This window comes from Anaerobacillus sp. MEB173 (assembly GCF_052119505.1).
Classification (GTDB): Bacteria; Bacillota; Bacilli; order Bacillales; family JBJMAU01; genus JBJMAU01.
The window spans coordinates 290,573-317,176 of the sequence record NZ_JBJMAU010000005.1; the positions used below are offsets into that span (position 1 = coordinate 290,573).

The 26,604-nt window shown below is 37.7% G+C and carries 22 protein-coding genes and 1 other annotated feature; of the genes, 5 read left to right on the forward strand and 17 right to left on the reverse strand.

Annotation, left to right across the window (positions count from 1 at the left end):
* Positions 1–7: 7 nt before the first annotated feature.
* The 8 genes from ACJ2A9_RS13225 to sppA all read right to left on the reverse strand — a co-directional run bounded on the left by ACJ2A9_RS13225 (position 8) and on the right by sppA (position 7,015).
* Positions 8–850: an EcsC family protein gene (locus tag ACJ2A9_RS13225; RefSeq protein WP_441422136.1), complete on the reverse strand. Its 843-nt coding sequence runs from the start codon at positions 848–850 to the stop codon at positions 8–10.
* Positions 851–990: 140 nt separating this feature from the next.
* Complete coding sequence (locus ACJ2A9_RS13230) at positions 991–2,181, reverse strand: acetate kinase (RefSeq protein WP_441422137.1); 1,191 nt, start codon at positions 2,179–2,181, stop codon at positions 991–993.
* 244 nt (positions 2,182–2,425) lie between these two features.
* Positions 2,426–3,412, reverse strand: coding sequence for a class I SAM-dependent methyltransferase (locus ACJ2A9_RS13235; protein ID WP_441422138.1), 987 nt, complete (start codon positions 3,410–3,412; stop codon positions 2,426–2,428).
* 231 nt (positions 3,413–3,643) lie between these two features.
* Positions 3,644–4,144 (reverse strand): thiol peroxidase, encoded by a 501-nt coding sequence (gene tpx / locus ACJ2A9_RS13240; RefSeq protein ID WP_441422139.1) that lies wholly within the window; start codon positions 4,142–4,144, stop codon positions 3,644–3,646.
* Positions 4,145–4,308: 164 nt separating this feature from the next.
* A complete protein-coding gene (gene ytfJ / locus ACJ2A9_RS13245; RefSeq protein ID WP_441422140.1) occupies positions 4,309–4,782 on the reverse strand; it encodes a GerW family sporulation protein in 474 nt (157 codons plus the stop codon).
* Positions 4,755–5,417: a DUF2953 domain-containing protein gene (locus ACJ2A9_RS13250; protein ID WP_441422141.1), complete on the reverse strand. Its 663-nt coding sequence runs from the start codon at positions 5,415–5,417 to the stop codon at positions 4,755–4,757. Before ACJ2A9_RS13250 ends, ytfJ begins: the two co-directional genes overlap by 28 nt.
* Positions 5,418–5,522: 105 nt before the next feature.
* Positions 5,523–6,005, reverse strand: coding sequence for an RDD family protein (locus ACJ2A9_RS13255; RefSeq protein WP_441422142.1), 483 nt, complete (start codon positions 6,003–6,005; stop codon positions 5,523–5,525).
* 11 nt (positions 6,006–6,016) lie between these two features.
* A complete protein-coding gene (sppA, locus tag ACJ2A9_RS13260) occupies positions 6,017–7,015 on the reverse strand; it encodes a signal peptide peptidase SppA (RefSeq protein WP_441422143.1) in 999 nt (332 codons plus the stop codon).
* Between the two features lie 168 nt (positions 7,016–7,183).
* Here sppA and ACJ2A9_RS13265 point away from each other — a divergent pair, with 168 nt between their 5' ends.
* Positions 7,184–7,981: an NAD kinase gene (locus ACJ2A9_RS13265; RefSeq protein WP_441422144.1), complete on the forward strand. Its 798-nt coding sequence runs from the start codon at positions 7,184–7,186 to the stop codon at positions 7,979–7,981.
* Between the two features lie 90 nt (positions 7,982–8,071).
* Here ACJ2A9_RS13265 and mbcS read toward each other — a convergent pair whose 3' ends face one another.
* From mbcS to ACJ2A9_RS13285, 4 genes are all read right to left on the reverse strand, one after another.
* Positions 8,072–9,658 (reverse strand): acyl-CoA synthetase MbcS, encoded by a 1,587-nt coding sequence (gene mbcS, locus ACJ2A9_RS13270; RefSeq protein WP_441422145.1) that lies wholly within the window; start codon positions 9,656–9,658, stop codon positions 8,072–8,074.
* A gap of 170 nt (positions 9,659–9,828) precedes the next feature.
* Positions 9,829–10,038, reverse strand: coding sequence for a small, acid-soluble spore protein, alpha/beta type (locus tag ACJ2A9_RS13275; protein WP_441422146.1), 210 nt, complete (start codon positions 10,036–10,038; stop codon positions 9,829–9,831).
* Between the two features lie 98 nt (positions 10,039–10,136).
* Positions 10,137–11,342: a tRNA uracil 4-sulfurtransferase ThiI gene (thiI, locus tag ACJ2A9_RS13280; RefSeq protein WP_441422147.1), complete on the reverse strand. Its 1,206-nt coding sequence runs from the start codon at positions 11,340–11,342 to the stop codon at positions 10,137–10,139.
* Between the two features lie 6 nt (positions 11,343–11,348).
* Positions 11,349–12,491, reverse strand: a complete 1,143-nt coding sequence (locus ACJ2A9_RS13285) for a cysteine desulfurase family protein (RefSeq protein WP_441422148.1) — start codon at positions 12,489–12,491, stop codon at positions 11,349–11,351.
* 360 nt (positions 12,492–12,851) lie between these two features.
* On the opposite strand from ACJ2A9_RS13285, the gene brnQ reads away from it, so the two are divergent.
* Positions 12,852–14,198 (forward strand): branched-chain amino acid transport system II carrier protein, encoded by a 1,347-nt coding sequence (gene brnQ, locus ACJ2A9_RS13290; protein WP_441422149.1) that lies wholly within the window; start codon positions 12,852–12,854, stop codon positions 14,196–14,198.
* A gap of 76 nt (positions 14,199–14,274) precedes the next feature.
* Here brnQ and ezrA read toward each other — a convergent pair whose 3' ends face one another.
* On the reverse strand, positions 14,275–15,984 hold the full coding sequence (gene ezrA, locus ACJ2A9_RS13295; RefSeq protein ID WP_441422150.1) for a septation ring formation regulator EzrA: 1,710 nt from the start codon (positions 15,982–15,984) through the stop codon (positions 14,275–14,277).
* 249 nt (positions 15,985–16,233) lie between these two features.
* On the opposite strand from ezrA, the gene hisJ reads away from it, so the two are divergent.
* Entirely contained in the window at positions 16,234–17,052 is an 819-nt protein-coding gene (gene hisJ / locus ACJ2A9_RS13300) for a histidinol-phosphatase HisJ (RefSeq protein WP_441422151.1), read from the forward strand.
* A gap of 3 nt (positions 17,053–17,055) precedes the next feature.
* Here the strand turns inward: hisJ and refZ are convergent, their stop codons facing one another.
* Complete coding sequence (gene refZ, locus ACJ2A9_RS13305) at positions 17,056–17,715, reverse strand: forespore capture DNA-binding protein RefZ (protein WP_441422152.1); 660 nt, start codon at positions 17,713–17,715, stop codon at positions 17,056–17,058.
* Between the two features lie 174 nt (positions 17,716–17,889).
* On the reverse strand, positions 17,890–19,071 hold the full coding sequence (megL, locus tag ACJ2A9_RS13310) for a methionine gamma-lyase (RefSeq protein WP_441422153.1): 1,182 nt from the start codon (positions 19,069–19,071) through the stop codon (positions 17,890–17,892).
* Positions 19,072–19,402: 331 nt separating this feature from the next.
* Here megL and rpsD point away from each other — a divergent pair, with 331 nt between their 5' ends.
* Positions 19,403–20,005 carry a 30S ribosomal protein S4 gene (gene rpsD, locus ACJ2A9_RS13315; protein ID WP_441422154.1) on the forward strand — a complete coding sequence of 201 codons (603 nt, stop codon included), beginning with the start codon at positions 19,403–19,405 and terminating at the stop codon, positions 20,003–20,005.
* A gap of 53 nt (positions 20,006–20,058) precedes the next feature.
* Here rpsD and tyrS read toward each other — a convergent pair whose 3' ends face one another.
* Complete coding sequence (gene tyrS / locus ACJ2A9_RS13320; RefSeq protein WP_441422155.1) at positions 20,059–21,303, reverse strand: tyrosine--tRNA ligase; 1,245 nt, start codon at positions 21,301–21,303, stop codon at positions 20,059–20,061.
* 84 nt (positions 21,304–21,387) lie between these two features.
* Positions 21,388–21,604 (reverse strand) — a binding site (T-box leader).
* 125 nt (positions 21,605–21,729) lie between these two features.
* Between tyrS and ACJ2A9_RS13325 the strand changes: the two genes are divergently transcribed.
* Positions 21,730–24,591: a transglycosylase domain-containing protein gene (locus tag ACJ2A9_RS13325; protein WP_441422156.1), complete on the forward strand. Its 2,862-nt coding sequence runs from the start codon at positions 21,730–21,732 to the stop codon at positions 24,589–24,591.
* Between the two features lie 119 nt (positions 24,592–24,710).
* On the opposite strand, the gene acsA is transcribed toward ACJ2A9_RS13325, so the two are convergent.
* The gene (gene acsA, locus ACJ2A9_RS13330) at positions 24,711–26,426 is read right to left on the reverse strand and encodes an acetate--CoA ligase (RefSeq protein WP_441422157.1); all 1,716 of its coding nucleotides are present in this window, start codon (positions 26,424–26,426) and stop codon (positions 24,711–24,713) included.
* Positions 26,427–26,604: the final 178 nt, after the last annotated feature.

Consider the following 26,604-nt stretch of genomic DNA (forward strand, 5'->3'; position numbering starts at 1 on the left):
TGTTTTTTTATGCTTTTTCTAGTAAAAATCTTTTTTGGTAGAAGCGGTGGGCGAATTCGGTTGTTTGTCTTGCTAATTGATAATTCATCGTTGCCCCAAATGCCATTCCTAATAGTGGTACACCTTGGATGAGCTTTTTTCGAAGCGCTACGATAATTATCGCTTTTACAATTTGTCGGATTGGTTGTTGCAGCCACGATACATCCGTAACAGCATCATCTTCTCCACTGTAGAAATACTGCTGCCATTCATCCTCATACTGGACAATTTCTTTTTCCAGTGTGAGCCATGCTTCATGCTGTAAGCCTTTTGGTAATGTTGAAGCGTGAAATAGTTTTAATGCCAGCATCATTTCATTTGGTCTCTTTAAATCATAGCCGTATGTAGAAGCAATTAGTTGGATGGATCGTAAGTTAATCGCAACAACTGCTGCTAAATCCGTCCCAAGTAATAACAATCCTCCCATACCAGCTAGTCCTCCTTGAGCAAAAGAAACAAGGCGTTGCTTAGCAATTTGCTGATTCACAATATAAATTAACTGCTCGATTTTTAAATATTGCATATCTTGAATAGTTTGGATATCCCGATTAAAAATACGTGCCTGATCAAGAATTCTCTCACTTGCTTCCTGCTGATATGTAGAATTTTGAATTAATGAATGCAAATGAAAAAGAAAGTTATCAACCGTATTTAATAGTTTTCTTTGTTGACTGACTTTTAATTTACTATAATTCTGTTTCATCCATTTATGATACGTCAATTCAAAGTCTGTTGCCTCATACTGAAAATAACTATTTTCCCATCTTACAATATCAGCTAAAATCCGTTGCTCATGCTCTGTTAAGCCCATCGAAATCCCTCCTCTTCCTTCAAAACCCAACTATTTCCTTATCTCTATTGTATCGTTACCATTATGAATATTACAATGTGACACGTAAAAAAAATTAAAAAAGCCACTGATTGGTTAAATAATCAGCAGCTTCCACTTTATTATTGATTCGATACACGAACAGTATCCCTAGCGATCATTACTTCTTCATTTGTAGGAATGATAAGTACTTTAACTGGTGAATGCGGGAAATTTAAGAAGGCTTCTTTCCCTCGGACTTTATTTAGTGCCGGGTCCCAATAGACGCCCATAAATTCAAGACCTCTAAGTACTCTCTCACGAATGACATCACTATTTTCACCAATACCTGCAGTGAAAATGATAGCATCCACACCATACATTCTTGCCGCATAGGAACCAATGTATTTATGAATTCGTGATGTAAACACTTCTAACGCAAGCTCAGCCCGGTGGTTCCCTTCTTCTGCTTGTCCTTCAATATCACGCAGATCACTAGAGAAGCCGGAGACTCCTAATAATCCACTCTTCTTATTTAGAATGTTAAGCACTTCATCGACTGTATGACCTGTTTTTTCCATAATGTACGGAATAAGTGCTGGATCAATATTTCCAGAACGTGTCCCCATTGTCACACCAGCAAGCGGAGTAAATCCCATTGATGTATCAATTGACTTTCCACCTTCAATGGCAGCGATACTTGCCCCATTTCCCAAGTGACATGAGATTAGTCGCAGTTGTTCAATTGGTCTGCCTAATAATTCTGCCGCACGTTCTGAAACATATTTATGTGAAGTTCCGTGGAACCCATATTTACGTATCCCATATTTTTTATAATAATCATAAGGGAGACTATATAAGAATGATTGTTCTGGCATCGTTTGGTGAAAAGCCGTATCAAAGATGGCCACAGCTGGTACATTTGGAAGGACCTCTTTGAATGCTTTTATTCCTACAACATTCGCTGGGTTATGTAGCGGTGCTAATTCTGATACTTCTTCAATTCCTTCTAATACTTCATCAGTAATGAGAACGGAATCGTTAAACTTTTCTCCACCGTGAACAACACGATGTCCAATACCTTCTATTTCATCTAATGAAGAAATGATTCCGTTACTTGTTAATTTATCTAATAATAATTTAACAGCCACAGCATGATCTGGAATATTGCTTATATCCTTTTTCTTCTCACCATTTACTTCAATTGCGAACACAGAGTCATCCATACCAATTCGCTCAACAAGCCCTTTTGTTACAACTACTTCCTTTGGCATTTCTAACAATTGAAATTTTAATGACGAACTTCCTGCATTGATCGCCATAATTTTTGCCATATTTATACAGCTCCTTCTCGTTGAATATTCATAATTTAATAATAATATCTGAAAATGAAAATAGAAGAGGCTAGACCCCTTCTAAATAAACTACCAAATATGATGAAATCCTTCCTTATTTAAACACCACTAGAACGCAATTACAATACTTCTTGACTAACTTTATAGGATAACAGTAATATTCGTTATTTTCAGCAAACTGAATACGTTACCATTATCAAGTAATGTACCCATTCTTACAAGACTATATCCCAAGTTCCTTTTTAAACCATTGATCAATTTGGGTAACCATATCACTCAAGGCAGACTGTTTTGAAAATGATGGCAGTTCTGCTAATAAGGCTTGCGAAGGGGCTTTTACATTGTTACTTTTTTTCTGTAATAAAAAAATACTCTTGCCTTGTGCTTCATTTTTGAACATGGAAAGCGGCAATTGCAATAACGCAAGAATAACTGCCTTTTCTTTAATAAAGGAATGGAGTTTTGGCGCTTGATCACCTTGGAAAAAGTGATTAGGAATGATAAATAACAGATATCCACCTTCAGTCGTATAATTCAATGCTTGTTCAAGCATTAAATAGTGAGAATAAGAGTGACCTTCATCCGCTCTTAGTTTATATTTTTTTGCAACCTGATCATTTGGATAGTACCCTATCGGAAGGTCAGCTACGACAACATCGACTGGATCAATATATAACGGTTTTAGGCTGTCTTGATGAAACAATTCCAGCTTATGCTGTTGCAGGTTAGAATTCACATAAGCTAAACGGAGGAGTGTTTCATCAACTTCAACTCCATAGCTTCGCAGATGATGAGAAGAATGATTTAAGATAGCTGTCAGTAAATTGCCTGAGCCTAGAGCCAGGTCAAGAATAGCAGCATCCTTACGACCTCCGATGACTTTGTTCACTAAGTAACTCATAAACAAAGCTACCGCATCCGGTGTCATTGAATGGTTAGGCTGAATCGCCTCTTTACTTCCTTTTAATATCGCTAATTGATAGGATTTACGGATATCTTCCGCAGTCAATTCTTGAAGATTAATTGAGAGTAAATGATTTTTTAGCCTTTTTGTTGTTATATCATCAAATTGATGCGGGACTTCTTGTTGAAACAGGATGTCGCCAACTTCTATTAAAGATTCTAAATATGTAAGCTCCAGTTTTTCCTGAAGAAGAATGGCAGACTCATCAAGTCCAAGAAATAATTTTTCAATCGAACTCGTTGTCACGCAGACAACACTCCTTTCTGTTGTTTCTTCAATTATTCGCACCTACTACTCTTATCCAGTTATGTACAGCCATAATCGTAACAAATATTTTTCATTTAAAAAAGGGAAGTCTCATAAGTGAAAAGCTCTCCCGAACGTATACAGAATCTAAAGGTTCCACTACCTGCTAGATTTTGTGATCGAGGTGGCTGTTACTTGCTTTAGAGACATCCCCTTTTGTATCATCAAGTATTATTTCGCTGATTTTGCAGCTTCAACTGCAGCTTCATAATTTGGGTGATCAGTTGCTTCTGGAACATACTCTGCATAAACAATTTTATCATTGCTGTCAACAACGAAAACTGCGCGAGTTAATAGACGTAATTCTTCAATTACAACGCCATATGCTTGACCAAAAGAGAGATCACGGTGATCAGATAATGTTTGAACATTTTCAATACCTGCTGCACCGCACCAACGCTTTTGAGCAAATGGCAAGTCAACACTCACTGTGAGAATCTTAACATTGTTTAACTTGGCTGCTTCCTCATTGAAACGGCGAGTTTGAGCATCACAGACTCCAGTATCCAAAGACGGTACAACACTAATTAATCGCACTTGTCCTTTAGAATCTGCTAATGATACAGCTGAAAGATCATTTGCTAATACATTAAAATCTGGCGCTGTATCCCCCACACTCACTTCATTACCTAAAATTGTTACTGCATTCCCTTTAAACGTTACATTTGCCATTTGAACACCCTCCCTGATTAACAGTATTCTATTTTTCCCTAAAATTTAACTATGTACAGTGCTCAGTATAAATGGTATAGATAAATAATTGCAACTAAGATGCTTACGTGCGTGATAACTATAGATAGGGTTAACAATGTGTTAACCCTATCTTTATATAATTATTAAATTGGCGGTGGTTGAGTCCCCATTGGATTATTCATAGTCTGTGTCGTTTGATTGGACATTGTTGTCGATTGTTGTTTGTTATTCCCTAACATTTGCTGAATTTTATCTACAACTTGTGGTGCAAAATCAATCAATTTTTCATAGAGATGAGTATTGCTATCTAAATGAACCATCTTAATACCGGAAGAATTTACGATGAGAAAAGCGATCGGTGTAATGGATACACCGCCACCACTACCCCCACCAAAAGGGTGTTCATTTCCGTTTGCTCCTTGGACATTAGAGCCATTTTGTTCAACAACAAACTCACTACCTCCAGCTGCAAACCCAAAACCAACCTTTGAAACAGGGAGTATAACACTTCCATCGGGTGTTTCCACCGGATCCCCAACAATTGTATTTACGTCTACCATCTCTTTTAAATTTTCCATTGCCGTTTTCATTAAGTCTTGTATAGGATGGTCTGCCATTTTTTCTTCCTCCTTTTCCAATGTCTAGCGATCTTAATTCCCGCGCCTATAGCATGCCCTATTCGAAAAGAAAACATACATCTTAATCTTGTGAACGATTGCTTAGATTGATAGGCTGGTTGTACAGCAATTTTTGGTTTCGTCTTTAACAACATTAAATGAGAGACAATGCCAATTGCGGTACCTTTAATTCCCCATGCAATTCCTGCTAGTACACCAGTGTGTGCTGCATCCCCAATCCCAAGCTGTGTCTGCCATTCAAATTTTGTCACTGAAATATTCTTTAAGAAATGCCGCATAATTTTATGTAAACCTTTAACGTGTCTTAAAAAATCTTGCATTTCCTTCATTTTATTAATAATTAGATTTGGGGTTATTTTTCTTTTTTTATCCTCAAGATCGTTTTGACCTACTTTTTGTTCTTCTTCAATAATAATCGATGCTGAGTCCTTATCGACCTTAATGAGAGGGACAGACATCGTATAGGATAACAATCCAAACCAGGCATTAAACTTTATTGTTAATTCATCATTGTCTTGATCATGAGCATAGAAAAGTTCTATGTTCACTTTTGTAATCATGATCAGAATGACAATGAAGATGATAATTAATAATACAATGAATCCCCAATGCATATGTTACATACTCAACTCCATTCATTCTCCATACTTTTCCATTATGACCTCTTACAAACATAAATAAACCTGCTAGTATGAACCAGCAGGTTTACAGTCTATATTTTATTCTTCATGGATGACATACGTATCAGCAATCCAATCATGAGCTCCCTGTTTCTTTTTTGAAAAAGCAACAATGAGGTACCCAATAAAAAGCAAAGTCTGACTAATAAACTTTCCGATCAATTCTCTGAATATAACCGTTGACCATGATAATTGATCGTTCTCTTTTCCAACGACTTTTAACCCAAACACTTTCTTTCCCAATGTTTGACCACCATACTTCGTCATAACCATGAAATAAACATAACCAACAAGCGCTGTGATTAGAGCTTCAATGGAAAAAATGAAATACTCAACCTCTACTATCCCTAACCATCTGAGCACTGGATAAGCTAGGATTCCATTTAAGCTAAAGACAACGACCAGATCGAGTAAATAGGCCCAAAAACGCATCCAGAACCCAGCAAAACGGATAGTTCGTGATGTGGATAGATCGTCTGCCTTATTCTCTAGCTTCTCCTGTTCATCATACGTTACTTCCATCCCGCCACCCCCTATTCTGAATATAAATACATTAAACTAGGAGAGTTCGGTTTTAAAAGAGCTTCCTTTAAACCTATTAACTCAAAGTCACTTGAAAACATCTTCTGAGCAGCCATTGAAAAGAAAGAACCGAAGCCAAATGCCGTTTCATATTTCACAACTTCTAAATTTCCTCTTCCAATTTCCTCTTGAAGCAATTCAATCGTTGTTTCTAAGCTTCCTAGTTCATCAATTAATTGTAATTCCTTTGCTTGTTTTCCCGTATAGATTCGACCATCAGCCAGCTGTCTTACCTTTTCCTCTGAAAGTCCTCTTCCGGTAGCAATGACATCAACAAACTGATCGTATGATTCATCAATCATCGATTGAAGAATCGCTCTTTCCGCATCAGTGATCTCCCTTGTTGATGACATAATATCCTTGTACGGACCGCTTTTGACGGTTTCTACTTTCACCCCAAAGTTTTCGGCAAGTTCAGAAACATTAATGGTTTGAAAAATAACACCTAATGAACCTGTAATCGTTGAGGGATTCGCCACAATTTTATCGGCCGGAGCTGCAATATAATATCCACCTGATGCTGCCATACTGCCCATTGATATGTAAATCGGTTTTTGGTAATCACTTTGAATCTCTGTAATTTTGTCATGAATTTCAGCGCTCTCTACAACCCCTCCGCCCGGAGAATTGACTCGAATAATGATCCCTTCAACAAACGGATCTTCTCCTGCGCGATCAAGCATTGAAAGAAAATTTCGATGGTGATACGTTGCACTCCCCAGTAAGGATGGTGCATCATGGGCCTCTTGAATGACACCATTAAGCGACAAGAGCACGATCTTTCCATTCCCCTCTCCCTTTTCAATCACCCGTTCAATCCATGGATCTTCTGTTCCTTCAAATATATTTTCCCAATTTCCAAAAGCTACCGCAGACATCATATTAAATGCTGTTGATGCTAGAAGTAGAACAACTGCAATACCTAAAGCAAGCCAACGTTTTTTGCTCATTTTCACCCTCCTACATATGGAAAATCTTTCTTTTAATCTTTTGATAATTGCGTCTTTACAACATACGGCTAAAGTGTCTTGAGGTTTCAAATTATCAATACTATACTAAATTTTAGTATTTCAGTAATACTAACATAGTGAACTTCATAGTAAAGGGGACATGATTACATGCCTAACCGCAGAAATTTGTACTTTTTTTATAAGCAAACAGAAGAAATGACAAAAGCAATCGAACCACTAAGAGACTTTGCCAAGAAACATAACTTCACACTTGTTTCAGATTATCGTGATGCAGACATTATTGCAAGTGTTGGTGGCGATAACGCCTTTCTGCAAGCAATTCGCAAAACTGATTTTCGTGAAGACTGCCTTTATGTAGGGATTAACATTGATCAATTAGGTTTTTATACTGATTTTGATATTAAGGATCCAAATGCAATGATTACAGCTGTAGAGGACGAACAACTTGAAGTGTGGCGTAATGCGGTTATTGAAGTTTCAATTGATGGTCAAAAGCCTTTTTATTGTATAAATGAATGTACTATTCGATCAAATGTAATTAAGACATTAGTAATGGATGTTTTCATTGACGATCTTCACTTTGAGACGTTTCGAGGTGATGGGTTAATCATTTCTACACCGACCGGGAGCACTGCCTACAACAAATCAGTAAGAGGAGCGATTGTTGATCCTAAGCTTCCATCTTTACAAGTAAGTGAACTAGCATCACTAAATAATAATACGTACCGAACATTAGGAACATCTTTTATTCTTGGCGGTGAGCGATCACTGACGATAAAAATCATTCAAGATGGCAATGACCATCCGATTATGGGTGTCGATAATGAGGCATTAAGTATCCAGCATGCGGAGATGATTACTTTACGTCTTGCTGAGAAAAAAATCAAAACATTAAAATTAAAACACAATTCATTTTGGCAAAAAGTGCAACGAAGTTTTCTATAATCAATGCAAAGTAAAAAGGGGCTGTCTTTTAAGTGACAGCCCCTTTCCTTTATTAAACGAGCGCTCGTTCAGAAACGATTGAATAATTAATTACTTAGATCCTTGTTTCATTTCCTGTTGACGAAGCTCAATACGACGAATCTTTCCAGAAGTTGTTTTCGGAAGATCAGTCACAAATTCTACTTTACGTGGATATTTATATGGTGCAGTTAATTCTTTTGTATGCTCTTGTAAGTCTTTAATTAACTCGTCACTTGCATCTTCAGGATTACGCAAAACGATAAACGCTTTAACGACACAACCACGAATTTCGTCTGGACTTCCTACAACCGCACATTCTTTTACTGCTGGGTGCTTCGTAAGAGCATCTTCAACTTCAAATGGTCCAATTGTATAACCAGAGCTGATGATAATATCATCGCTGCGACCTTCAAACCAGAAGTAACCGTCTTCATCCTTACTTGCTTGGTCACCTGTAACATAGTAATCGCCACGGAATGCTTTTGCAGTACGTTCAGGATCTTTGTAATATTCTCTAAATAGTGCTGGAGCGTCTTTATGAACAGCAATATCTCCAACTTCTCCTACACCAACCGGTTTACCGTCTTCATCAATAATTTCGACTTCATTTCCTGGTGTTGGTTTACCCATTGAACCCGGCTTGATTTCCATACCAAGTAATGTACCAATTAATAGTGTATTTTCAGTTTGTCCATAACCATCACGAACATCTACATTAAAGCAACGTCTGAATGTGTCAATAACTTCGCGGTTTAGTGGCTCCCCTGCAGATACTGCACTTCTTAATTGTGGTAATTGATATTTTTCAATCCCATCAACTTTTGCCATAATACGATATTCAGTTGGAGTACAACATAATACATTGATTTCATTTTCTTGCAGTAATGTTAAGTATGCGTTCGGTTCAAATTTACCGTAATAAACAAATGCCGTTGCGCCTACACCAATTGTCGATAAGAACGGACTCCAGATCCATTTTTGCCAACCAGGTGCTGCTGTTGCCCAAACCGTATCGTTTTCTTGAACATCTAACCACATTTTTGAAGCAACTTGTAAATGAGCGTGTGTCCAACCATGTGTATGAACTACAGCTTTTGGATTTCCAGTCGTTCCAGAAGTGTATGGTAAAAATGCCATTTCATCACGTTTTGTTTTTGCACCTTCATAGTAATCGCTTTCATTTTCAGCCAACTCATCAAGATCTACCCAACCTTCAGATTGTCCGCCAATAATAAATTTAAATCCTAAAGAAGGTACAGGCTCATTAACCTTATCAACTTCAGAGATAAACATATGATAAGAGATCACTGCTTTTGCCCCTGCGTGATTAATTCGATAAATTAAATCTTTTGCACGTAGCATTTCTGAACAAGGAATAATAACAAGCCCTGCTTTAATGCACGCTAGATATGCGGCATATGCTTGCGGTAAACGCGGTAACATGAGAAGTACACGATCACCTTGTTCTAGACCTTTGCTTAATAAAGCGTTTGCATACTTATTTACTTCTTGCATTAATTTTGAGTATGTCCATTCAACTTTATTACCGGCATCATCAAGCCATTTAATAGCTACTTTGCCTTCCTGTGCAGCAAATTGTTCAACTACTTGGGATAAGTTGTAATACTCTGGTGCAATCAATTGTTCGCGATTCATCTTATTTCCCCCTCTTTGAATATTCGTACAACTCATATTATACATAACAAAGTTACTTTTTTGAATATTTATTTTTCTTTTCTCGACAAATATTGTTATTTTCTTGTTCACACATTAAAAAGAGGAGTGGTCATCGACCACTCCTCTAAGCCATGTTATAGGTTTTTTTATTATTGTTGTTGGAAACCGCTCATTTGTTGTTCAGCCATTTGAACTAGACGTTTTGTGATCTCACCACCAACAGATCCGTTAGCACGAGATGTTGCATCTGGTCCTAATTGAACGCCAAACTCTTGAGCAATTTCATACTTCATTTGATCCAATGCTTGCTGTACGCCAGGTACAACTAATTGGTTTGAGTTACTATTGTTGTTTGCCATGTGTATCACCTCCTTGTACACATAGAATGTGTACGAAGAAGCAAGACAATACATTTTTTTAATTGGTAATTGCTTGAAATAAATTTGGGAAATTATTCCTAAAAAAGGTCTTCCATTGTTTTTTCAAGATTCTCATGCGGTTTGAACATAACCGTTTCCGTATTTTCAATCGTTTCGGCGATTAACTGTTCAATATCAAGGTTTTGCTCATACTTATTTGCATGTGCCCGATTCGGTTTTGTTTTTGGTGCCTGTGGCAAGAAGATGGTACAACAATCCTCATAAGGTAAAATCGATGTTTCATATGTGCCGATTTTCTGTGCAATGTCGATCACTTCTAACTTGTCCATTGTAACTAAAGGACGAATAATCGGTAAGTTTGTTACCTCGTTTATTGTATTCATACTGGATAACGTTTGACTTGCTACTTGCCCTAAACTTTCACCTGTAGCAATAGCGAGTGCATTATTGTTAGCCGCTAACTGCTCACTGATCCTCATCATAATTCTACGCATAATAGTGATTTCATAATTACTAGGAACACCTTGATGGATAGCCAATTGAATATTGGTGAATGGGACAATATGCAATTTAATTTTGCCGCCAAATTTAGTTAAAATCCGAACCAAGTCTTCCACCTTTTGTTTTGCCCGCTCATTTGTATATGGAGGACTATGAAAATGGATTGCCTCAATTTTAACACCACGCTTCATCGCTAAATAACCAGCTACCGGACTATCAATTCCCCCTGATAACATGAGCATAACTTTACCGCCTGAACCAACTGGAAGTCCCCCAGCTCCCCTGTATACGGCACACGTGATGTACGTAAAGACTTCTCTCACTTCAACTTTCACTTCAACATCAGGGTTATGAACATCAACTGTAATATTTTCCGTGTTCGCTAAGATATATCCCCCAACATGTTGGTTTAAATCTTGAGAGCCGATCGGGAAGTTTTTGAATGCTCTTTTTGCCGATACTTTAAATGTTTTTGCATTCGGATTAGCTTCTAATAATCCTTTCAAAGCACCTTCTTTAATTGTATCAAGTTCATTGCTAACTTTAATCGCTAAACTAAAGGAATGAATCCCGAACACATGCTGAAGTTTTTCAACCACCTCTTCATGTGGTTCACCATTTAATTCGATAAACATTCTCCCGTAGGTACGCTGGATCTTTAAGTTGTCATGTCCTTTTAACGCAATTTTTATATTATCCTGCAGTTGTTTTTCGAATTGTGAACGGTTTTTCCCTTTTAAAGCTAATTCACCGTATCGAATTAATATATGATCATATTTCATGTTCAATTACCTCATTATTCGTATTAATTCTGGAAAAAGTATTTCCAGTTGAGTGATAAATTGTTCGAGCTCATGCTCATTATTTTCAAATGAAAAGCTGACACGAATTGCACTTTGCGAGCGTTCTTTTCCGTAGCCGCAAGCCATTAGCACCCGGCTGGGCTCAGATAATTTTGAAGAGCAGGCGGATTTCGTTGATACGTAAATTCCTTTTTCATTTAAGGACTGAATGACGACTTCTGGCTTTGCACCGATAATCGAAAAATTCACGATATGAGGTGCTGATTTTTCCATATCGCTATTTACAATTACCCCTTCTTGTTTCTCAAGAAACTGATGAAGGCGAACTTTTAATTTTTCAATGTGCTTAATTCCTTTGGCTGATTTTTCGATCGACATTCGTAATGCTTTTGTCATTGCGACAATCGCTGGGACATTTTCAGTACCGGCACGAATTTTCTGTTCCTGAGAACCTCCTGTTATTAACGGGTACAATTTGACACCGCTTCTGACAAATAAAGCCCCCACTCCTTTTGGACCATGGAATTTATGACTCGAAATCGAACATAAGTCAACATGAGCCTTCCTGAAATCCAATGGAACTTTTGTTATTCCCTGTACGTGATCTACATGGAAGAAAACTTTCGGGTGTTGCTTTAATAACATACCAATCTCTTCAATTGGTTGAACCGCTCCTATTTCATTATTTACATGAATCATTGACACTAAAATTGTTTCAGACCGAATTGCTTTACTAAGTTCACTTAATTGCACTTTACCAGTATGATCTACAGGTAAATACGTCACTTCAAATCCAAAGTCTTCGAGCTGTTTAAATGCTTCATAGGTCGCTGGGTGTTCAACTTCGGTTGTAATTATATGCTTTCCTCTTTTGCGATATTGGAAGGCAATTCCTTTGATCGCTAAATTATTTCCTTCAGTTCCTCCAGACGTAAAAATAAGTTCATTTGAATTAACGTGGAGGAGTTGTGCCATTAATTCTCTTGCTTGTGTTAATAGCCGTTCTGCTTCCCTACCAACACCATGCAAAGAGGATGGATTTCCAAAATAATCAGTTGAAACTTTTGTTAATGATTCAATTACTTCTTTATATGGTTTAGTCGTTGCACTGTTATCAAAATAAATCATAAGAATTAAAGCTCCTGTTCATGGTTTACAATCACTAAATTTTATCACAACTTACTACCCTAGGTAAACGCAACTGCAAAAAAGGTCAATCCCACACTAAAACCTTCCAAAATCTTTCAACTCCTACAAGAAAATGTAAGCGATATCATCAATTTGAAAATTTTTTCAGTAAATTAATAAACCTCAAAAAAACCCATTTGCAAGAGAATGGATTAAGTATGATGATTTGCTTGAACAGTTAGAATTACACGAATTTTTATTTTTTTCTCATTTGTATATCATTTACGTTTAGTTATGATAATATAATTCTCGGTAAAACTTTTCTTTACTTTTTGACTTAATTCGACAGGGGGATCTTCCATGAAAAAAAATCTTTCCACTAAAGAAACTGTTGCCATTGGTCTTATGATGTTTGCTTTGTTCCTCGGTGCAGGAAATATGATTTTCCCTCCTGCTATGGGACAAGCGGCAGGGACGAATGTTTGGATAGCAACATTGGGCTTTTTAATTACCGGTGTAGGTCTGCCTCTATTAGCTGTTGCTGCAATAGCTAAGGCAGGAGGAAATTTACAGGAGCTTGCTAGCCGTGTAAATCCAATTTTCGGAATTATTTTTACAATTACAATGTATTTAGCAATTGGACCATTTTTTGGTATTCCTCGAACAGGGACCGTTGCTTTTGAAATTGGTGCTGTTCCGTTTTTACCTGAATCAATGAATACGACTGGACTTCCATTATTTATTTTTACAGTCATATTCTTTAGTATAACTTTTTGGCTTGCTTTAAATCCTTCAAAGTTAGTAGGACGTATCGGTAAAGTACTAACACCGATACTACTTGTTTTACTAGCTGCGCTTTCAATAAAAGGGATCATCACTCCGATGGGAAGCTTTGCAGACCCTGCTGAAGCTTATGCCCCGGCACCTTTCTTTAAAGGATTCCTAGAGGGGTATTTAACAATGGATACTATCGCTGCCCTTGTATTTGGTATCGTTATCATTGCTCGTGTTACTGAGCGAGGAGTTACTGATCGTGATATCATTGCCAAAACAACGATCAAAGCTGGTCTTATCGCTGGATTAGGATTGTCACTTGTTTACTTATCACTTGCTTATTTAGGTGCATCAAGTGTTACAGCTTTAGGAGATTTAAGCAATGGTGGAGCGATTCTGTCTGGTATTGCAAATGAACTATTCGGTTCGATGGGTATGATTATACTCGCCTTAGCCATTACATTCGCTTGTTTAACAACATCAGTTGGTTTAGTTTCTGCTTGCGGTGAGTACTTTGTTAAACTGATGCCTAAAGTACCTTATCCGGTTATGGTTGGTGTTCTTTCACTATTTAGTATGATTATTGCGAATATGGGCTTATCCCAACTTATTCAATTTTCATTGCCAGTTTTAATTGCGATCTATCCGATTGCTATTGTTATCATTATCTTGTCGTTTTTTGATCAATTCTTTAAAGGACATTCACAAGTTTATGCCGGTGCAGTAATTGGTGCAGCATTGATTAGTGTTGTTGATGGATTGGCTATGACTGGAATGAATTTAGATGCTCTGCATTCTATCCTTTCATATATCCCACTATATGGAGTAGGTGTTGGTTGGTTACTTCCTGCTATTATCGGTTCAATTATCGGATTCTTCATTGGTAATAGTAAAGCTTCATCCGGACAAAATACACAACGAAAAGCTTCTTAATACAAAAAGCTTGAGCGGTTTAGCGCTCAAGCTTTTGTTATGGAATTAGCCTTTTTGAACGAAAACACACCTTAACTTATTTCAAAGTTAAGGTGTGTTTTTCTGTAATCATTTTATTTATCTTTTCTAGAATATTAGGCTCAATTTTTTCGAGAGCCTTAACTGCTATTTCAATAGCTTGGTCATAGTCATAGCTACGAAATTGGTACTCAGCTTCTAAAAGTTCTACATGCAATGCCTGGTTCCCACTGCGGTAACGATTACCGTATTGAATAATGTACTCAGCTGTTGTTGATTTTTCAATTGTCTCAACAATGAGCTGATACGCCTCTTCAACATTTTCCAGTGCATCTTGTAACTTTTCATTTACAGTATCAATCGCCAAAGGTATTTCATCTAGCTGTTGGTTTACATCATCAAGTTTTTGCAAAGCTTCATCATGTTTTAACATCACCTTTTGCGGTAAACCAGGAATGTTACTTTTATGTACTAAGCTTTTTCCATCCATGATTTTTTTGTGCAACTGCTTTAATTGCTCCTTCGCTTTTAATTCATCTTTACGAAGTGTTGTTAAATTCTGCTTACACTTTTGCGTAGTTTCTCTTATTTCCAGTAATTGTTGTTGAAATTCTTCGATTAACTCACGAATTGTTGTGTATGAATGCTTTTGATTAATTGTAACATCATCAATGACAGAAAATTTCTTCGCTAATTCCTTCAATTGCTTTTCAAGTGTTTTATGGAGCTGCATTTCTTGTTCAGCGATTCGATAACTTAATCGTACCGTTTCCGCCTCTTCTTTAAGCTCAACCATTTCACCATGTGTCCTTGTGAGCGCAGTGTGAAGATTTCCTAATTCGTCTTGAACAAATTGTTTGGCAAAAACTTCACCTTCAAGTGTGTCATAAAGACGATCGATCTCTTGTGTAATTTCGCCTAACTTTTGTTCCATTTGTTCTAACTCAACCGCTTCAAAATGCTTTCTCACTTCAGTTAATTGTTCGTAAATGGCTTCGATATCTTTTTCAAGCTCAAACTCCTCTAAAACATATCCGTCTTCTTCCATTTCCTTCATCCCTGAAGCCAAATCAGATAACTGCCCAGGCAAAACAGTGTCGAGCTGAGCAATCAATTGTGGAATAAGTTCCATTTTGGCTTCAGTATCCTCTAACTGCTCTTGCATAACGAGAAGTAATTCTCTTGCTTGAAAGTAATTTCCTTCCCCTGTTAACTGATCAAACACTTCAAACTTAGAGCTTACCTCTGTAAGTTTGTGCTCAAATGATTCCGCAGTTTCCCCCAGAGTTGCTTTCTTCGATGAAAATTTCTTCTTTAGTTCCTTATGTAGGTTACGAATGGTAACGATGTCAGAACGATTTTGTTCTTCACTATGTACAAGTTCATCAATTTCCTGAGCCATCTCTTTTAACCTTGATTCAATTTCCTCTAATCTTTGATGCACCTTTGATACAAGGTCTTTCCCTTTAATAAAGCGGTATTTATTCGCTAGTTCTTCAATATCGAATAAATACTCCTCAATATCAGGCAATTGAACAGTAACGATATCATCCCACTCACTTCGCCACGATTCAAACTTTTCTTCTGTTTGTCCTGACATTTTCAAGCTTTTTACCTTTGATATTTCATCGGTAATCGGACGATTCATGATCTCAATTTTCCAGGCCTCGAGACGATCAACCTCTTTGTACACCTTCTTACGCGCATATGCACCGTAAGCGATAACAATTACAAATAAAAGAATGATACCATAAATATAAAGTGACACGACAATATGGGCCTCCTTCCCACTACATAAAGGCTAATTTAGAATTATTATGTGAAGGCCCCATTCACAAATAATGGGGATCTTAAAGTATGATCTGTTTAAACTACTTTAATCAACAATTGTTATTTATTTTTGATATAAAGTGAATATATTTATGATACCATGGAAACAGAAATTTTGATAATTTTTTCTTCTAAAATTGTAAGAGTTTTTACATTAATTTTAATTAAGAGACTGGAGGCTAGAAATATGGGGGTTTATGACGGGCATATTCATACACCATTTTGTCCTCATGGATCAGATGATTCAATAGAAAGCTATATCGAAAGGGCACTTCAACTTAGGTTAACTGGAATGACCTTCACTGAACACGCCCCACTTCCAAAAAGCTTTACCGATCCTGTTCCACTGCAAGATAGTGCGATGAGAGAAGAAGATTTACCCGTTTATTTAGCTGAGTTAAAAAAAATGAAAGAGAAATACAAGCATAAAATTGAAATCAACATTGGTTTAGAAGTTGATTATATCATCGGCTTTGAAGATGAAACTAGAAGTCTTCTTAATGAAGTAGGTCCTCTTCTTGATGATAGTATCCTTTCAGTACACTTTTTAAAGCACAAAGGTAAGTATTACTGTTTAGACTTTAGCGAAGATGGATTTGAAGAAATGATTCCTATTTTCGGATCAGTTGATCGTATTTACGAAAACTATTTTCAAACAGTTAAAAAGTCAATAACTGCCAACTTAGGTCTCTATAAACCAAAGCGAATCGGTCACATGACCCTCGTTCATAAATTTCAGAAGAAGTTCCCTCCTAAATTGTCATATACGAAAGAAATCATCGACATTTTGGAGGCAATCAAAGCACAACAACTGCAATTAGACTATAATGGGGCTGGTGTTGTAAAGCCGTTATGTGGAGAACCTTATCCACCAAGTTGGATTATTAAAGAAGCGATGAACAAGAAAATCCCCCTTATTTATGGGTCAGATGCCCACAGTATACAGGGGTTAGGACAAGGATTAGAAAATCTTGTTTCCACAGATCTCTTAACAAAACCGCTCTAAACTCTATTGTTTAATGATCAAACGATGAGAATTCGGCCGAATTTCATCACCTTTATTCAAACAGATATAGTCTTCTACCCATTTTGTAATGTGTGTCATATAGCGCTCTAGGAAATAACGTTCATGTGGTATAAGATGGTACACTTCACGAATATATTGCGGGTGAAGATACGGCATGATCAACATTCCTCTAAGCTGCATGATAAAAAAGTCAATCGGAAGTCGGCTGAACTCCATTTGCTTAATCCCGTGTTCAATGACAAGGCGATAATAATGCTTTTCTTTCATCATGTATGTTGACATTAATTCTCTCACTAATGTTGTATCTAATGTTGTCTCACGGTGAACAAAACGGGCTAAATGGTGATGTTTCTGTTGAAAGACAAGAATATTATTAATCATCTCTACTAAACATGTTTTCGCGCTTTTCTTTGAGATATTTTCAACGGCCTCTTCAATCGCAGTGACATACCCTTCAAGGAATGTCGTCATGAGCGTTTCGAGGAGGCCTTTTTTCCCTCCGAAGTAATAGGAGACTAACGCAGGGTTAACATCCGCACGTTTTGCAATCTCTCGAATAGACGTTCCGTTATAACCTTGAACGTTAAATAGGGCAACGGCAGCATCGACAACTTTCTGTTTCGTTTTTGCAACCTTTTCCATACCAACTAGCCACCCTTCATATCATCATTCTCCATCCATCTATCATTTCTTTTTTCAGTGACTAATTCCTTTCATTTCCTCTCGACAATGGACAAAAATGTTTCTACAAGGTTTGCTAGCTTCACATTATTTTCTTGTGTTTTCTTAAGGATTTTTTCATTTTAAGTCGAACTTTCAACAATTATTCAGCGCTTGCTCCAGGTCCTCCCAAATATCCTCCCACGCTTCTAAACCGACAGATAAACGAAGCAATTGGTCAGATATCCCCATTTTCGCTCGAACTTCCGGGGGCACAACTGAATGTGTCATTGTCGCAGGATGTTGAATCAATGTTTCAGCATCTCCTAAACTAACAGCAATCTTTATCATATTTAATTGGTTCATTATTTTTTGGGCAGCCATTTTTCCACCATCAATTTCAAAACTTATCATCCCGCCGGGCATTCGCATTTGTTTCATTGCGATTTCCTTTTGTACGAAGTCTTCAACTCCAGGATAGATCACTTTTTTTACCTTCGGATGACTTTTAAGCTGTAAAGCTACTTTCATGGCATTTTCACAATGGCGATCCATACGGACTGCTAACGTCTTCATCCCCCTTAGTAACAACCAAGCATCAAATGGTGACAAGACTCCCCCAATATCTTTTTGCGTTGTCATGGCAACTTCTTGAATATATTCTTTTCTGCCAGCAACAAGACCGGCAATGATATCACCATGTCCGCTGAGATATTTAGTTGCACTGTGAACGACAACATCACAGCCTATTTCTAGTGGTTTTTGTAAATAAGGGGAACAGAATGTGTTATCAACGACAACAGTAATATTCCTTTTCTTGGCAACATGAACTACCATTTCTAAATTAACCAGTTTCATTGTAGGGTTAATCGGGGATTCAACATAAATCACTTTCGTTTCTGGTCGAATATGCTGTAACAGCTGTTCTTCAGTTTCCATAGAGATAAGATCGTGATCAACATTAAACCGTTCCTTGATTAACTGTAATAGCCCAAACGTACAGCCATAGATCCCTTCCGAGCATAAAATGTGATCATTGGACTTTACTAAGCTAAACAACACTGCCGAAACTGCAGCCATCCCTGAAGAAAAAGCTAATCCCGCCTCCCCGCCTTCTAAACTAGCAATACGCTCCTGCAAAATGGATGTTGTCGGATTCCCAAGCCGGGAATAAACATATCCTTCTTCTTCACCGGCAAAACGTTTTTCACCACTTTCCGCACTTGGAAAAGTGAATGTTGAAGATTGATATAAAGGCGTTGATAAACTCCCATAATGCTGCTCAGAATCATAGCCGTCATGAATGACCTTTGTTTCGAAACGTGAAATTTTTTTCATGTTTTGACCTCTTTTCTCTCTATAGTAAATTCCTTTCTATATACTTATTCTATAATTGAGTTTAGGTTTCCTTACTTTATATTTCTCCTTGTCTTCTTGACTTATCTTTCACAATTTTATATACTAGTCTTTGTGTAAAATGGCAGCCAAGGTAAACATCATATGTTACTCACCTATTTTATTCCTCATCAGCGGCTGAAAAATGAGGTGCATCACGTAACTTCTAGCTGTCGAAGCGAAGATGTGTGAAAATAAAATAGGCGTATGAATGGGATTACCGTACTGTTGTTATTTTATTCAAATTTTAAAATAACAAAGGAGGAGTCAATCAATGGCTCGTTATACTGGTCCATCATGGAAATTATCACGTCGTTTAGGCGTATCATTAAGCGGAACTGGAAAGGAATTAGAAAAGCGTCCTTACGCTCCTGGACAACACGGTCCTAACCAACGTAAGAAGCTTTCTGAGTACGGTTTACAACTTCAAGAAAAACAAAAATTACGTCATATGTTTGGAATTAATGAGCGTCAATTCCGTCGCATCTTTGATGATGCAGGGAAAATGAGCGGAATTCACGGTGAAAACTTCATGTTCTTACTTGAGTCTCGTTTAGACAACCTTGTTTACCGTATGGGATTAGCTCGTACTCGTCGTGGAGCTCGTCAATTAGTTAACCATGGTCACATCACTGTTGATGGCGGACGCGTAGATATTCCTTCATACCGCGTAAAACCTGGTCAAGTGATCAGCGTACGTGAAAAATCACAAAATCAAGCTAGTATTAAAGATGCTTTAGAAGTGAATACTTTCGTACCTGCTTACATCGACTTTGATGCTGAGAAATTACAAGGAACTTACACTCGTTTACCTGAGCGTTCTGAGCTTCCTGCTGAAATTACAGAGCAATTTATCGTTGAGTTCTACTCTCGTTAAGATGCGAAAACAAAAAAACTTGGACAAAATGTCCAAGTTTTTTTGTTTTCTATTTATTTTATTATTTTTACAAACTTACGCTTCCCTACTTGAATGATCATCTCATTCTTAATGTTCACTTGCTGCTGAATATCTGTGACTTTTTCTTCATTAATTTTTACGCCGCCATTTTGAATCATTCGACGTGCTTCCCCTTTGGAGTTCATTAATTTTAATTCTACTAGTAAATCAATAATCCCGATTTCATCACTGCCCGACCACTCAGTTTCTGGAATATCAGTCGGTAACGCTCTCTGTTGAAATACTGTTTTAAAATAATGAACGGCTTCTTCTGCTGCTTCAGGGCCATGATACATCTCGACAAATTTTTTCCCTAAATCCATCTTTGCATCACGTGGATGTACGGTACCATTAGCAAGTCCCTCTTCTAATCTCACTAATTCTTCAAGTGAAATATCGGTAGCTAACTTATAATACTTCACCATTAACTCATCAGGAATTGACATTGATTTTCCGAAGATTTCATTCGGTGCCTCATCAATACCTATGTAATTGTTAAGTGACTTAGACATCTTCCTTTCGCCGTCTAATCCTTCGATCAATGGCATCATCATGGCAATTTGCTTACCTTTCCCATACTCTTCCTGTAAATGACGTCCCATTAATAAGTTGAACATTTGATCCGTGCCGCCAAGTTCAATATCACTCTCAAGGGCAACAGAGTCATAGCCTTGCATGAGCGGATAGAAAAACTCATGAACCGAAATCGATTGTCCAGATTTATAACGTTTTTCAAAATCATCACGTTCAAGCATTCTCGCAACTGTAATTTTCCCTGCAAGTTCAACGACATCAGCAAAATTAAGTTTTGACAACCACTCTGAATTGTAATAAATTTTTACTTTTTCCATATCAAGGATTTTCCCGTATTGCTGAACATATGTTTCAGCATTTGCTTTTACTTGTTCATCTGTTAATTGTTTTCTCGTTTCTGATTTTCCTGTAGGGTCACCAATTCTTCCAGTAAAGTCACCAATAATAAGTTGAATTTGATGACCTAATTCTTGAAACTGACGTAATTTATGGAGGACAACCGTATGCCCGATATGAACATCAGGGGCAGAAGGGTCCATCCCGAGTTTTACTTTTAGCGGTACACCAGTTAGTACCGATTGTTCAATTTTTTCCTTAAGTCCATTTTCCGGAACAATTTGAATAACCCCTCTTTGTAAAATCTCAACTTGGCGGGCAACTTCATTCTTTTGCTCTTCTGTTAATGTTCGCTTTTTTTCATCCATCACATAATTTCCTCCTAATATCAATAATGTATCAATTTCCAAATTGGTAAATACTTATAACGAAATAAAAAAACTCCTCCCTAAAAAAGGGACGAGTTGATCGCGGTACCACCCTTGTTGAAGACAAATTTGTCTTCCACTCAAGTAATAAATAACGGTTTTAACCGTCCTTTGCTACTAAATTTCACAAAGGATGCTCCAAGGTGTAATTCACAGGACTATCTTTGTACTGGTTTGCACCATCCACCAGCTCTCTTTCACAGGGAGATATCTGTTACTGAATCCTTTTCATTGCAGAAAGTATCGAATTAACTACTTTTTCCTTTTTATCATAGAAACATTGCTATTGTCAATATTCCAATGATTTAACATATCAACTTTCGACAACTTATGCTATAATATCACTGTTATTTAGGGGGATTGATAATGAAAAATAAGGAATCAAATCAACCAAGAAAGTCTTTCATCAATAGCCTTCGCAGCAGCAACATCGCAAAAGGATTTCGAATTACTTACAAAGTATTATGGAATCTTAGTCTACTTTTTATTGTATTTGCGATTATGGCCGTATTCTTTGTTGGTGGTGCTGGTGCCGGATTTTTTGCATCACTTGTCAAAGACGAAAAGATTCTCAGCTATGATGAAATGAAGAAGGATATTTATGACTATGAAGAAATAAGTGAAGTGTACTTTGCCAATGATGAATTTCTTGGTGAGCTCCCTTCTGAATTAGAGCGCAGGGAAGTAGATATTGACCAAGTTTCTGATTATTTAATTCATGCTGTTATTGCTACAGAGGATGAATACTTCTTCGAGCATGAGGGGATTGTTCCAAAAGCATTAATGCGTGCCACCTTCCAGGAACTTTCGAATTCATCTGTACAAACAGGTGGAAGTACATTAACACAGCAATTGATTAAGAACCAAATTTTAACAAGTGAAGTTTCTTTTGATCGAAAAGCAAAGGAAATACTCCTTGCCATGAGATTAGAAAACTTTTTCGAAAAAGAAGATATACTTGAAGCATACTTAAACGTCGTTCCTTTTGGAAGAAATGCAAATGGAAGAAGTATTGCCGGTGTCCAAGCCGCAGCTCAAGGAATCTTCGGTGTCGATGTAAAAGACCTTTCATTGCCACAAGCAGCTTACATTGCAGGACTGCCGCAAAGTCCATTTGGCTATACCCCATTTTCAAATGGCGGTGAGGTGAAAGAAAGTATTCAGCCAAGTATTAATCGAATGAAAACCGTCTTAACTCGAATGAAAGAATCAGGTTATATTACGGAACAAGAATATGAGGATGCGTTAGAGTATGATATCCTTTCAAATTTAGCAACACCTACGCCTACAATCATCGAAGAGTACCCTTACTTAACGTATGAAGTAGAGCGACGTGCTACTGAAATTATTGCCAGACAAATGATCGAGGCAGCAGAGATTGATTTAGCAGAATTAAGTGATGAAGAACGTCTTGAAGTCCTTTCAAAATACCGTCAAGATGCCAGACGTGATATACGTCGAAAAGGATATCAAATCTACACAACCATTGATAAAGCAATTTATGATGCTATGCAGGAAGTTGTAAAGGACAACAGTTTATTTGGTCCAGAGAAGCAAGGTGAACCAGAAGAGGTTGGCTCCATTTTAATTGAAAATAAAACGGGTGCGATCCTGTCGTTTGTCGGAGGACGAGATTTTAAGCGGGAAAACTTAAATCACGCTACCCAAGGACCAAGACCTAATGGATCAACGATGAAGCCATTACTTGCTTATGCCCCAGCTCTTGAAATCGGAGCTGTTCAGCCAGGGTTCATCATTCCCGATACACCAATGAATTACCGCAATGGGAGTCCGCTGCGCAATTTTGATAACTCACATAAAGGGATTATGACAGCAAGAGAAGCATTACAGCAATCAAGAAATATACCTGCTGTAAAAAGCTTTAACAAAGTTCCCCATGAGCAAACACGGGACGCGTTGTTAAAAATGGGAATCCGAAACATTAAATCTGACGAGCCATATGAAGCTACTTCTATCGGTGGTCTGACTTACGGTACAACTGTTGAAATGAATACAAGTGCCTATACAACGTTTGTAAATGATGGAAACTATATCGAATCTTATATGATTGAAAAGATTACGAGCAAAAGCGGAGACTTGATCTTTGAACATCAATCTGAACCTGTCGAAGTGTTTTCACCACAAACTTCTTATTTGATACTTGATATGCTTCGTGATGTACTCAAACCTGGTGGGACTGCCACATCTGTACCAAGGCTATTAAAATTTTCAGCTGATTGGGCTGGAAAAACAGGTACAACAAATGACTACCACGATTCTTGGTTTGTTGCCTCGAATCCAAATGTAACATTGGGTATTTGGTTAGGCTACGATACACCGAAGCGAGTTGAACGTGTTGGCGGACTTGGACCAGGTCCTAGAACACAACGAATTTGGGCAAGACTTGCAAATGCTGCCTACGATTCAAAGCCGGAAATCATGGCTCCAGGTCATAGATTCGAAATGCCAGATGGGATTGTTAGACAATCCGTCTGTGGAATTTCAGGTCTTCTTCCTTCCGACCTTTGTCGTGAGGCTGGTCTAGTAAGAACAGATTTATTTAATGTTAAATATTTACCAACAAAAGTGGATGACAGTTTACAAAGAACTCGCTTTGTGACAATGAAAGGTGGAAAATATAGAGCATTAGATTCAACACCAGATGAATTTGCCGATTCAGGTGTGATGATTAAAGAAAGTTATCTGTCGATAAATGAGATGAGTAATTTTATTCCTGAAGAGTGGAAAAACATTGTCCCGGATCGCTATGCCCAGGAAAACGGGAAAACTCCGAATCCAGTAACAAGTGTGGCGGTTAACGGTACTACACTCTCATGGGGTGCTCACACTGAAAGTGATATTGTCGGGTATCGTGTTTATCGAACCGTCGATGGATCTTCATATTCTAGAGTTGCCAGTATAAAATCATCCGGATCACTCTCTTATCAAGTCAGCGGAAATGGCTCATATTATGTCACTGCTGTTGATGTTGCCGGGAATGAATCTGGTCCATCACAAAACGTCTCTTATGGCGAAATGTCAGGTGGAAATGATCATAAAGTTCCAGGTGACGGGAATGAAGATCAACCGGATGAACTAGATCCAGTTCTGGACATTCCTGATGAGCCAATCAACACCCCACCTGCAACAGACAGTCCTAACGAGGGAAACCCTAAGCCACCAGCAGAAGGGAACAATGGGAATGGTAGAGGAAACAGACAAAACTAATTTAAAATTTAAAATTTAGAATTAAGTTCTAAAAACACTTTAAAAGCTCGGATCCTAAAGGATCCGAGCTTTTTGGTTCTTTCATTTTAAATTTTACATTTTTAATTTTACATTAACCTTTAGTCTTCCATTGTTGAAAGGTCGCCTGTTGGTAAGTCTAGTTCCCATGCTTTTAATACACGTCTCATGATCTTACCGCTTCTTGTTTTTGGAAGCTTATCACGGAATTCAATTTCACGTGGTGCAGCATGTGCTGCTAAACCTACTTTAACAAAGTTACGGATTTCTTCTTTTAACTCATCAGATACTTCGTAGCCGTCTCTAAGGGCAACGAATGCCTTAATAATTTCACCGCGTACTGGATCCGGCTTACCGATTACACCAGCCTCAGCAATAGCTGGATGCTCAACAAGCTTACTTTCTACTTCAAATGGTCCTACACGCTCACCAGCCGTCATAATTACATCATCAACACGGCCCTGGAACCAGAAGTAACCTTCTTCATCCATGTATGCAGAGTCACCAGATACATACCAGCCTTCGATCGCAAAATACTCATTGTATTTAGGCTCGTTGTTCCAAATTTTTCTCATCATTGCCGGCCAGCCTTTTTTGATTGCCAAGTTACCCATACGGTTTGGAGGTAATACATTTCCATGGTCATCAATAATAGCTGCTTCTACACCTGGAATTGGTTTACCCATTGAACCTGGCTTAATTTCCATTGCAGGGTAGTTACAAATCATTTGTCCGCCTGTTTCAGTCATCCACCAAGTATCATGAATTCTTAAGTTAAACACTTTCATTCCCCAACGAACAACTTCAGGGTTCAGCGGCTCACCAACACTTAAGATATGGCGTAATGAAGAAAGATCAAAGTCATTTACTAGGTCATCACCTGACCCCATTAACATTCTGAATGCTGTAGGTGCACTATACCAAACTGTAACTCCATACTTTTCAATCGTGCTATACCAGTCAGTTGGACTAAAACGTCCACCGCGAATAACACTTGAAGCCCCATGTAACCACGGTGCAAAAATACCATAAGCAGTTCCAGTAACCCAACCAGGATCAGCTGTGCACCAGTACACATCATCTTCTTGTAAATCCAGTACCCATTTACCTGTTACATAATGTTGTAGCATTGCATTATGAACATGGAATACACCTTTTGGTTTTCCAGTTGAACCAGAAGTGTAGTGAAGCACTAATCCATCTTCACGGTCTACCCACTCAATTGCAAGATCTTTACTAGCTTCTTTTAATTTGCTATTAAAGTCTACAACCTTACCTTCTTCTTTCACATCTTCACCAACAACAAGTACTTTCTCCAGGTTTGGAAGCTCGTCCATTGGCACACGCTCTAATAAATCAGGAGTCGTAACAAGCACTTTCGCTGCACTGTCTTCTAAACGGTCGCGGACAGCACCAGTCATAAATGCTTCAAATAAAGGTCCAACGATCGCTCCTAATTTGATCGCTCCTAAGATGACAAAATATAGTTCTGGAGAACGAGGCATAAAAACGAACACTCGGTCACCTTTTTCTACATTGATTTGTCGTAATACGTTACCCGCACGGTTAGACATATCCATCATGTCTTTAAATGTGTACTTCTCGTCTCTTGTCGCATCACTGTAATATAGAGCGACTTTGTTTTTTCTTGCTGTCTCAACGTGACGATCAATGGCCTCATATGCCATATTTACTCGACCTGTTTGACTCCAAGAAAATTCCTTTTCAACTTCAGCCCAATCAAAAGAATTATATGTTGCATCATAATCTTGTAAATTAAAATTTCCCTTTAGTGTTGGAAGCGTTTCCACCTTCATATACCATCTTCCTCTCTTCTATTATGTATTATTTACATTCTAATTATAGTATATTTGGAATATTTGTTCAATTCAAAAAAAATTGTCAGAAAAAGCGGAGTTATGTTGATAATTGAAGAATTATGCAGAAAATTCATGTATAATGAAAGTAACAGGACCTATTGTTTGTATAAAATTC

Coding starts and splice junctions, on each gene's coding strand:
- ACJ2A9_RS13285 (WP_441422148.1), bottom strand. CDS start 12,491: ATGATTTATTTTGATAACAGTGCAACGACTAAACCATATAAAGAAGTA.
- mbcS (WP_441422145.1), bottom strand. CDS start 9,658: ATGAATCGCGAACAATTGATTGCACCAGAGTATTACAACTTATCCCAA.
- ytfJ (WP_441422140.1), bottom strand. CDS start 4,782: ATGGCAGACCATCCTATACAAGACTTAATGAAAACGGCAATGGAAAAT.
- acsA (WP_441422157.1), bottom strand. CDS start 26,426: ATGAAGGTGGAAACGCTTCCAACACTAAAGGGAAATTTTAATTTACAA.
- brnQ (WP_441422149.1), top strand. CDS start 12,852: ATGAAAAAAAATCTTTCCACTAAAGAAACTGTTGCCATTGGTCTTATG.
- ACJ2A9_RS13225 (WP_441422136.1), bottom strand. CDS start 850: ATGGGCTTAACAGAGCATGAGCAACGGATTTTAGCTGATATTGTAAGA.
- ACJ2A9_RS13325 (WP_441422156.1), top strand. CDS start 21,730: ATGAAAAATAAGGAATCAAATCAACCAAGAAAGTCTTTCATCAATAGC.
- refZ (WP_441422152.1), bottom strand. CDS start 17,715: ATGGAAAAGGTTGCAAAAACGAAACAGAAAGTTGTCGATGCTGCCGTT.
- ACJ2A9_RS13265 (WP_441422144.1), top strand. CDS start 7,184: ATGCCTAACCGCAGAAATTTGTACTTTTTTTATAAGCAAACAGAAGAA.
- ACJ2A9_RS13275 (WP_441422146.1), bottom strand. CDS start 10,038: ATGGCAAACAACAATAGTAACTCAAACCAATTAGTTGTACCTGGCGTA.
- ACJ2A9_RS13230 (WP_441422137.1), bottom strand. CDS start 2,181: ATGGCAAAAATTATGGCGATCAATGCAGGAAGTTCGTCATTAAAATTT.
- hisJ (WP_441422151.1), top strand. CDS start 16,234: ATGGGGGTTTATGACGGGCATATTCATACACCATTTTGTCCTCATGGA.
- ACJ2A9_RS13255 (WP_441422142.1), bottom strand. CDS start 6,005: ATGGAAGTAACGTATGATGAACAGGAGAAGCTAGAGAATAAGGCAGAC.
- ACJ2A9_RS13250 (WP_441422141.1), bottom strand. CDS start 5,417: ATGCATTGGGGATTCATTGTATTATTAATTATCATCTTCATTGTCATT.
- thiI (WP_441422147.1), bottom strand. CDS start 11,342: ATGAAATATGATCATATATTAATTCGATACGGTGAATTAGCTTTAAAA.
- rpsD (WP_441422154.1), top strand. CDS start 19,403: ATGGCTCGTTATACTGGTCCATCATGGAAATTATCACGTCGTTTAGGC.
- sppA (WP_441422143.1), bottom strand. CDS start 7,015: ATGAGCAAAAAACGTTGGCTTGCTTTAGGTATTGCAGTTGTTCTACTT.
- megL (WP_441422153.1), bottom strand. CDS start 19,071: ATGAAAAAAATTTCACGTTTCGAAACAAAGGTCATTCATGACGGCTAT.
- tyrS (WP_441422155.1), bottom strand. CDS start 21,303: ATGGATGAAAAAAAGCGAACATTAACAGAAGAGCAAAAGAATGAAGTT.
- tpx (WP_441422139.1), bottom strand. CDS start 4,144: ATGGCAAATGTAACGTTTAAAGGGAATGCAGTAACAATTTTAGGTAAT.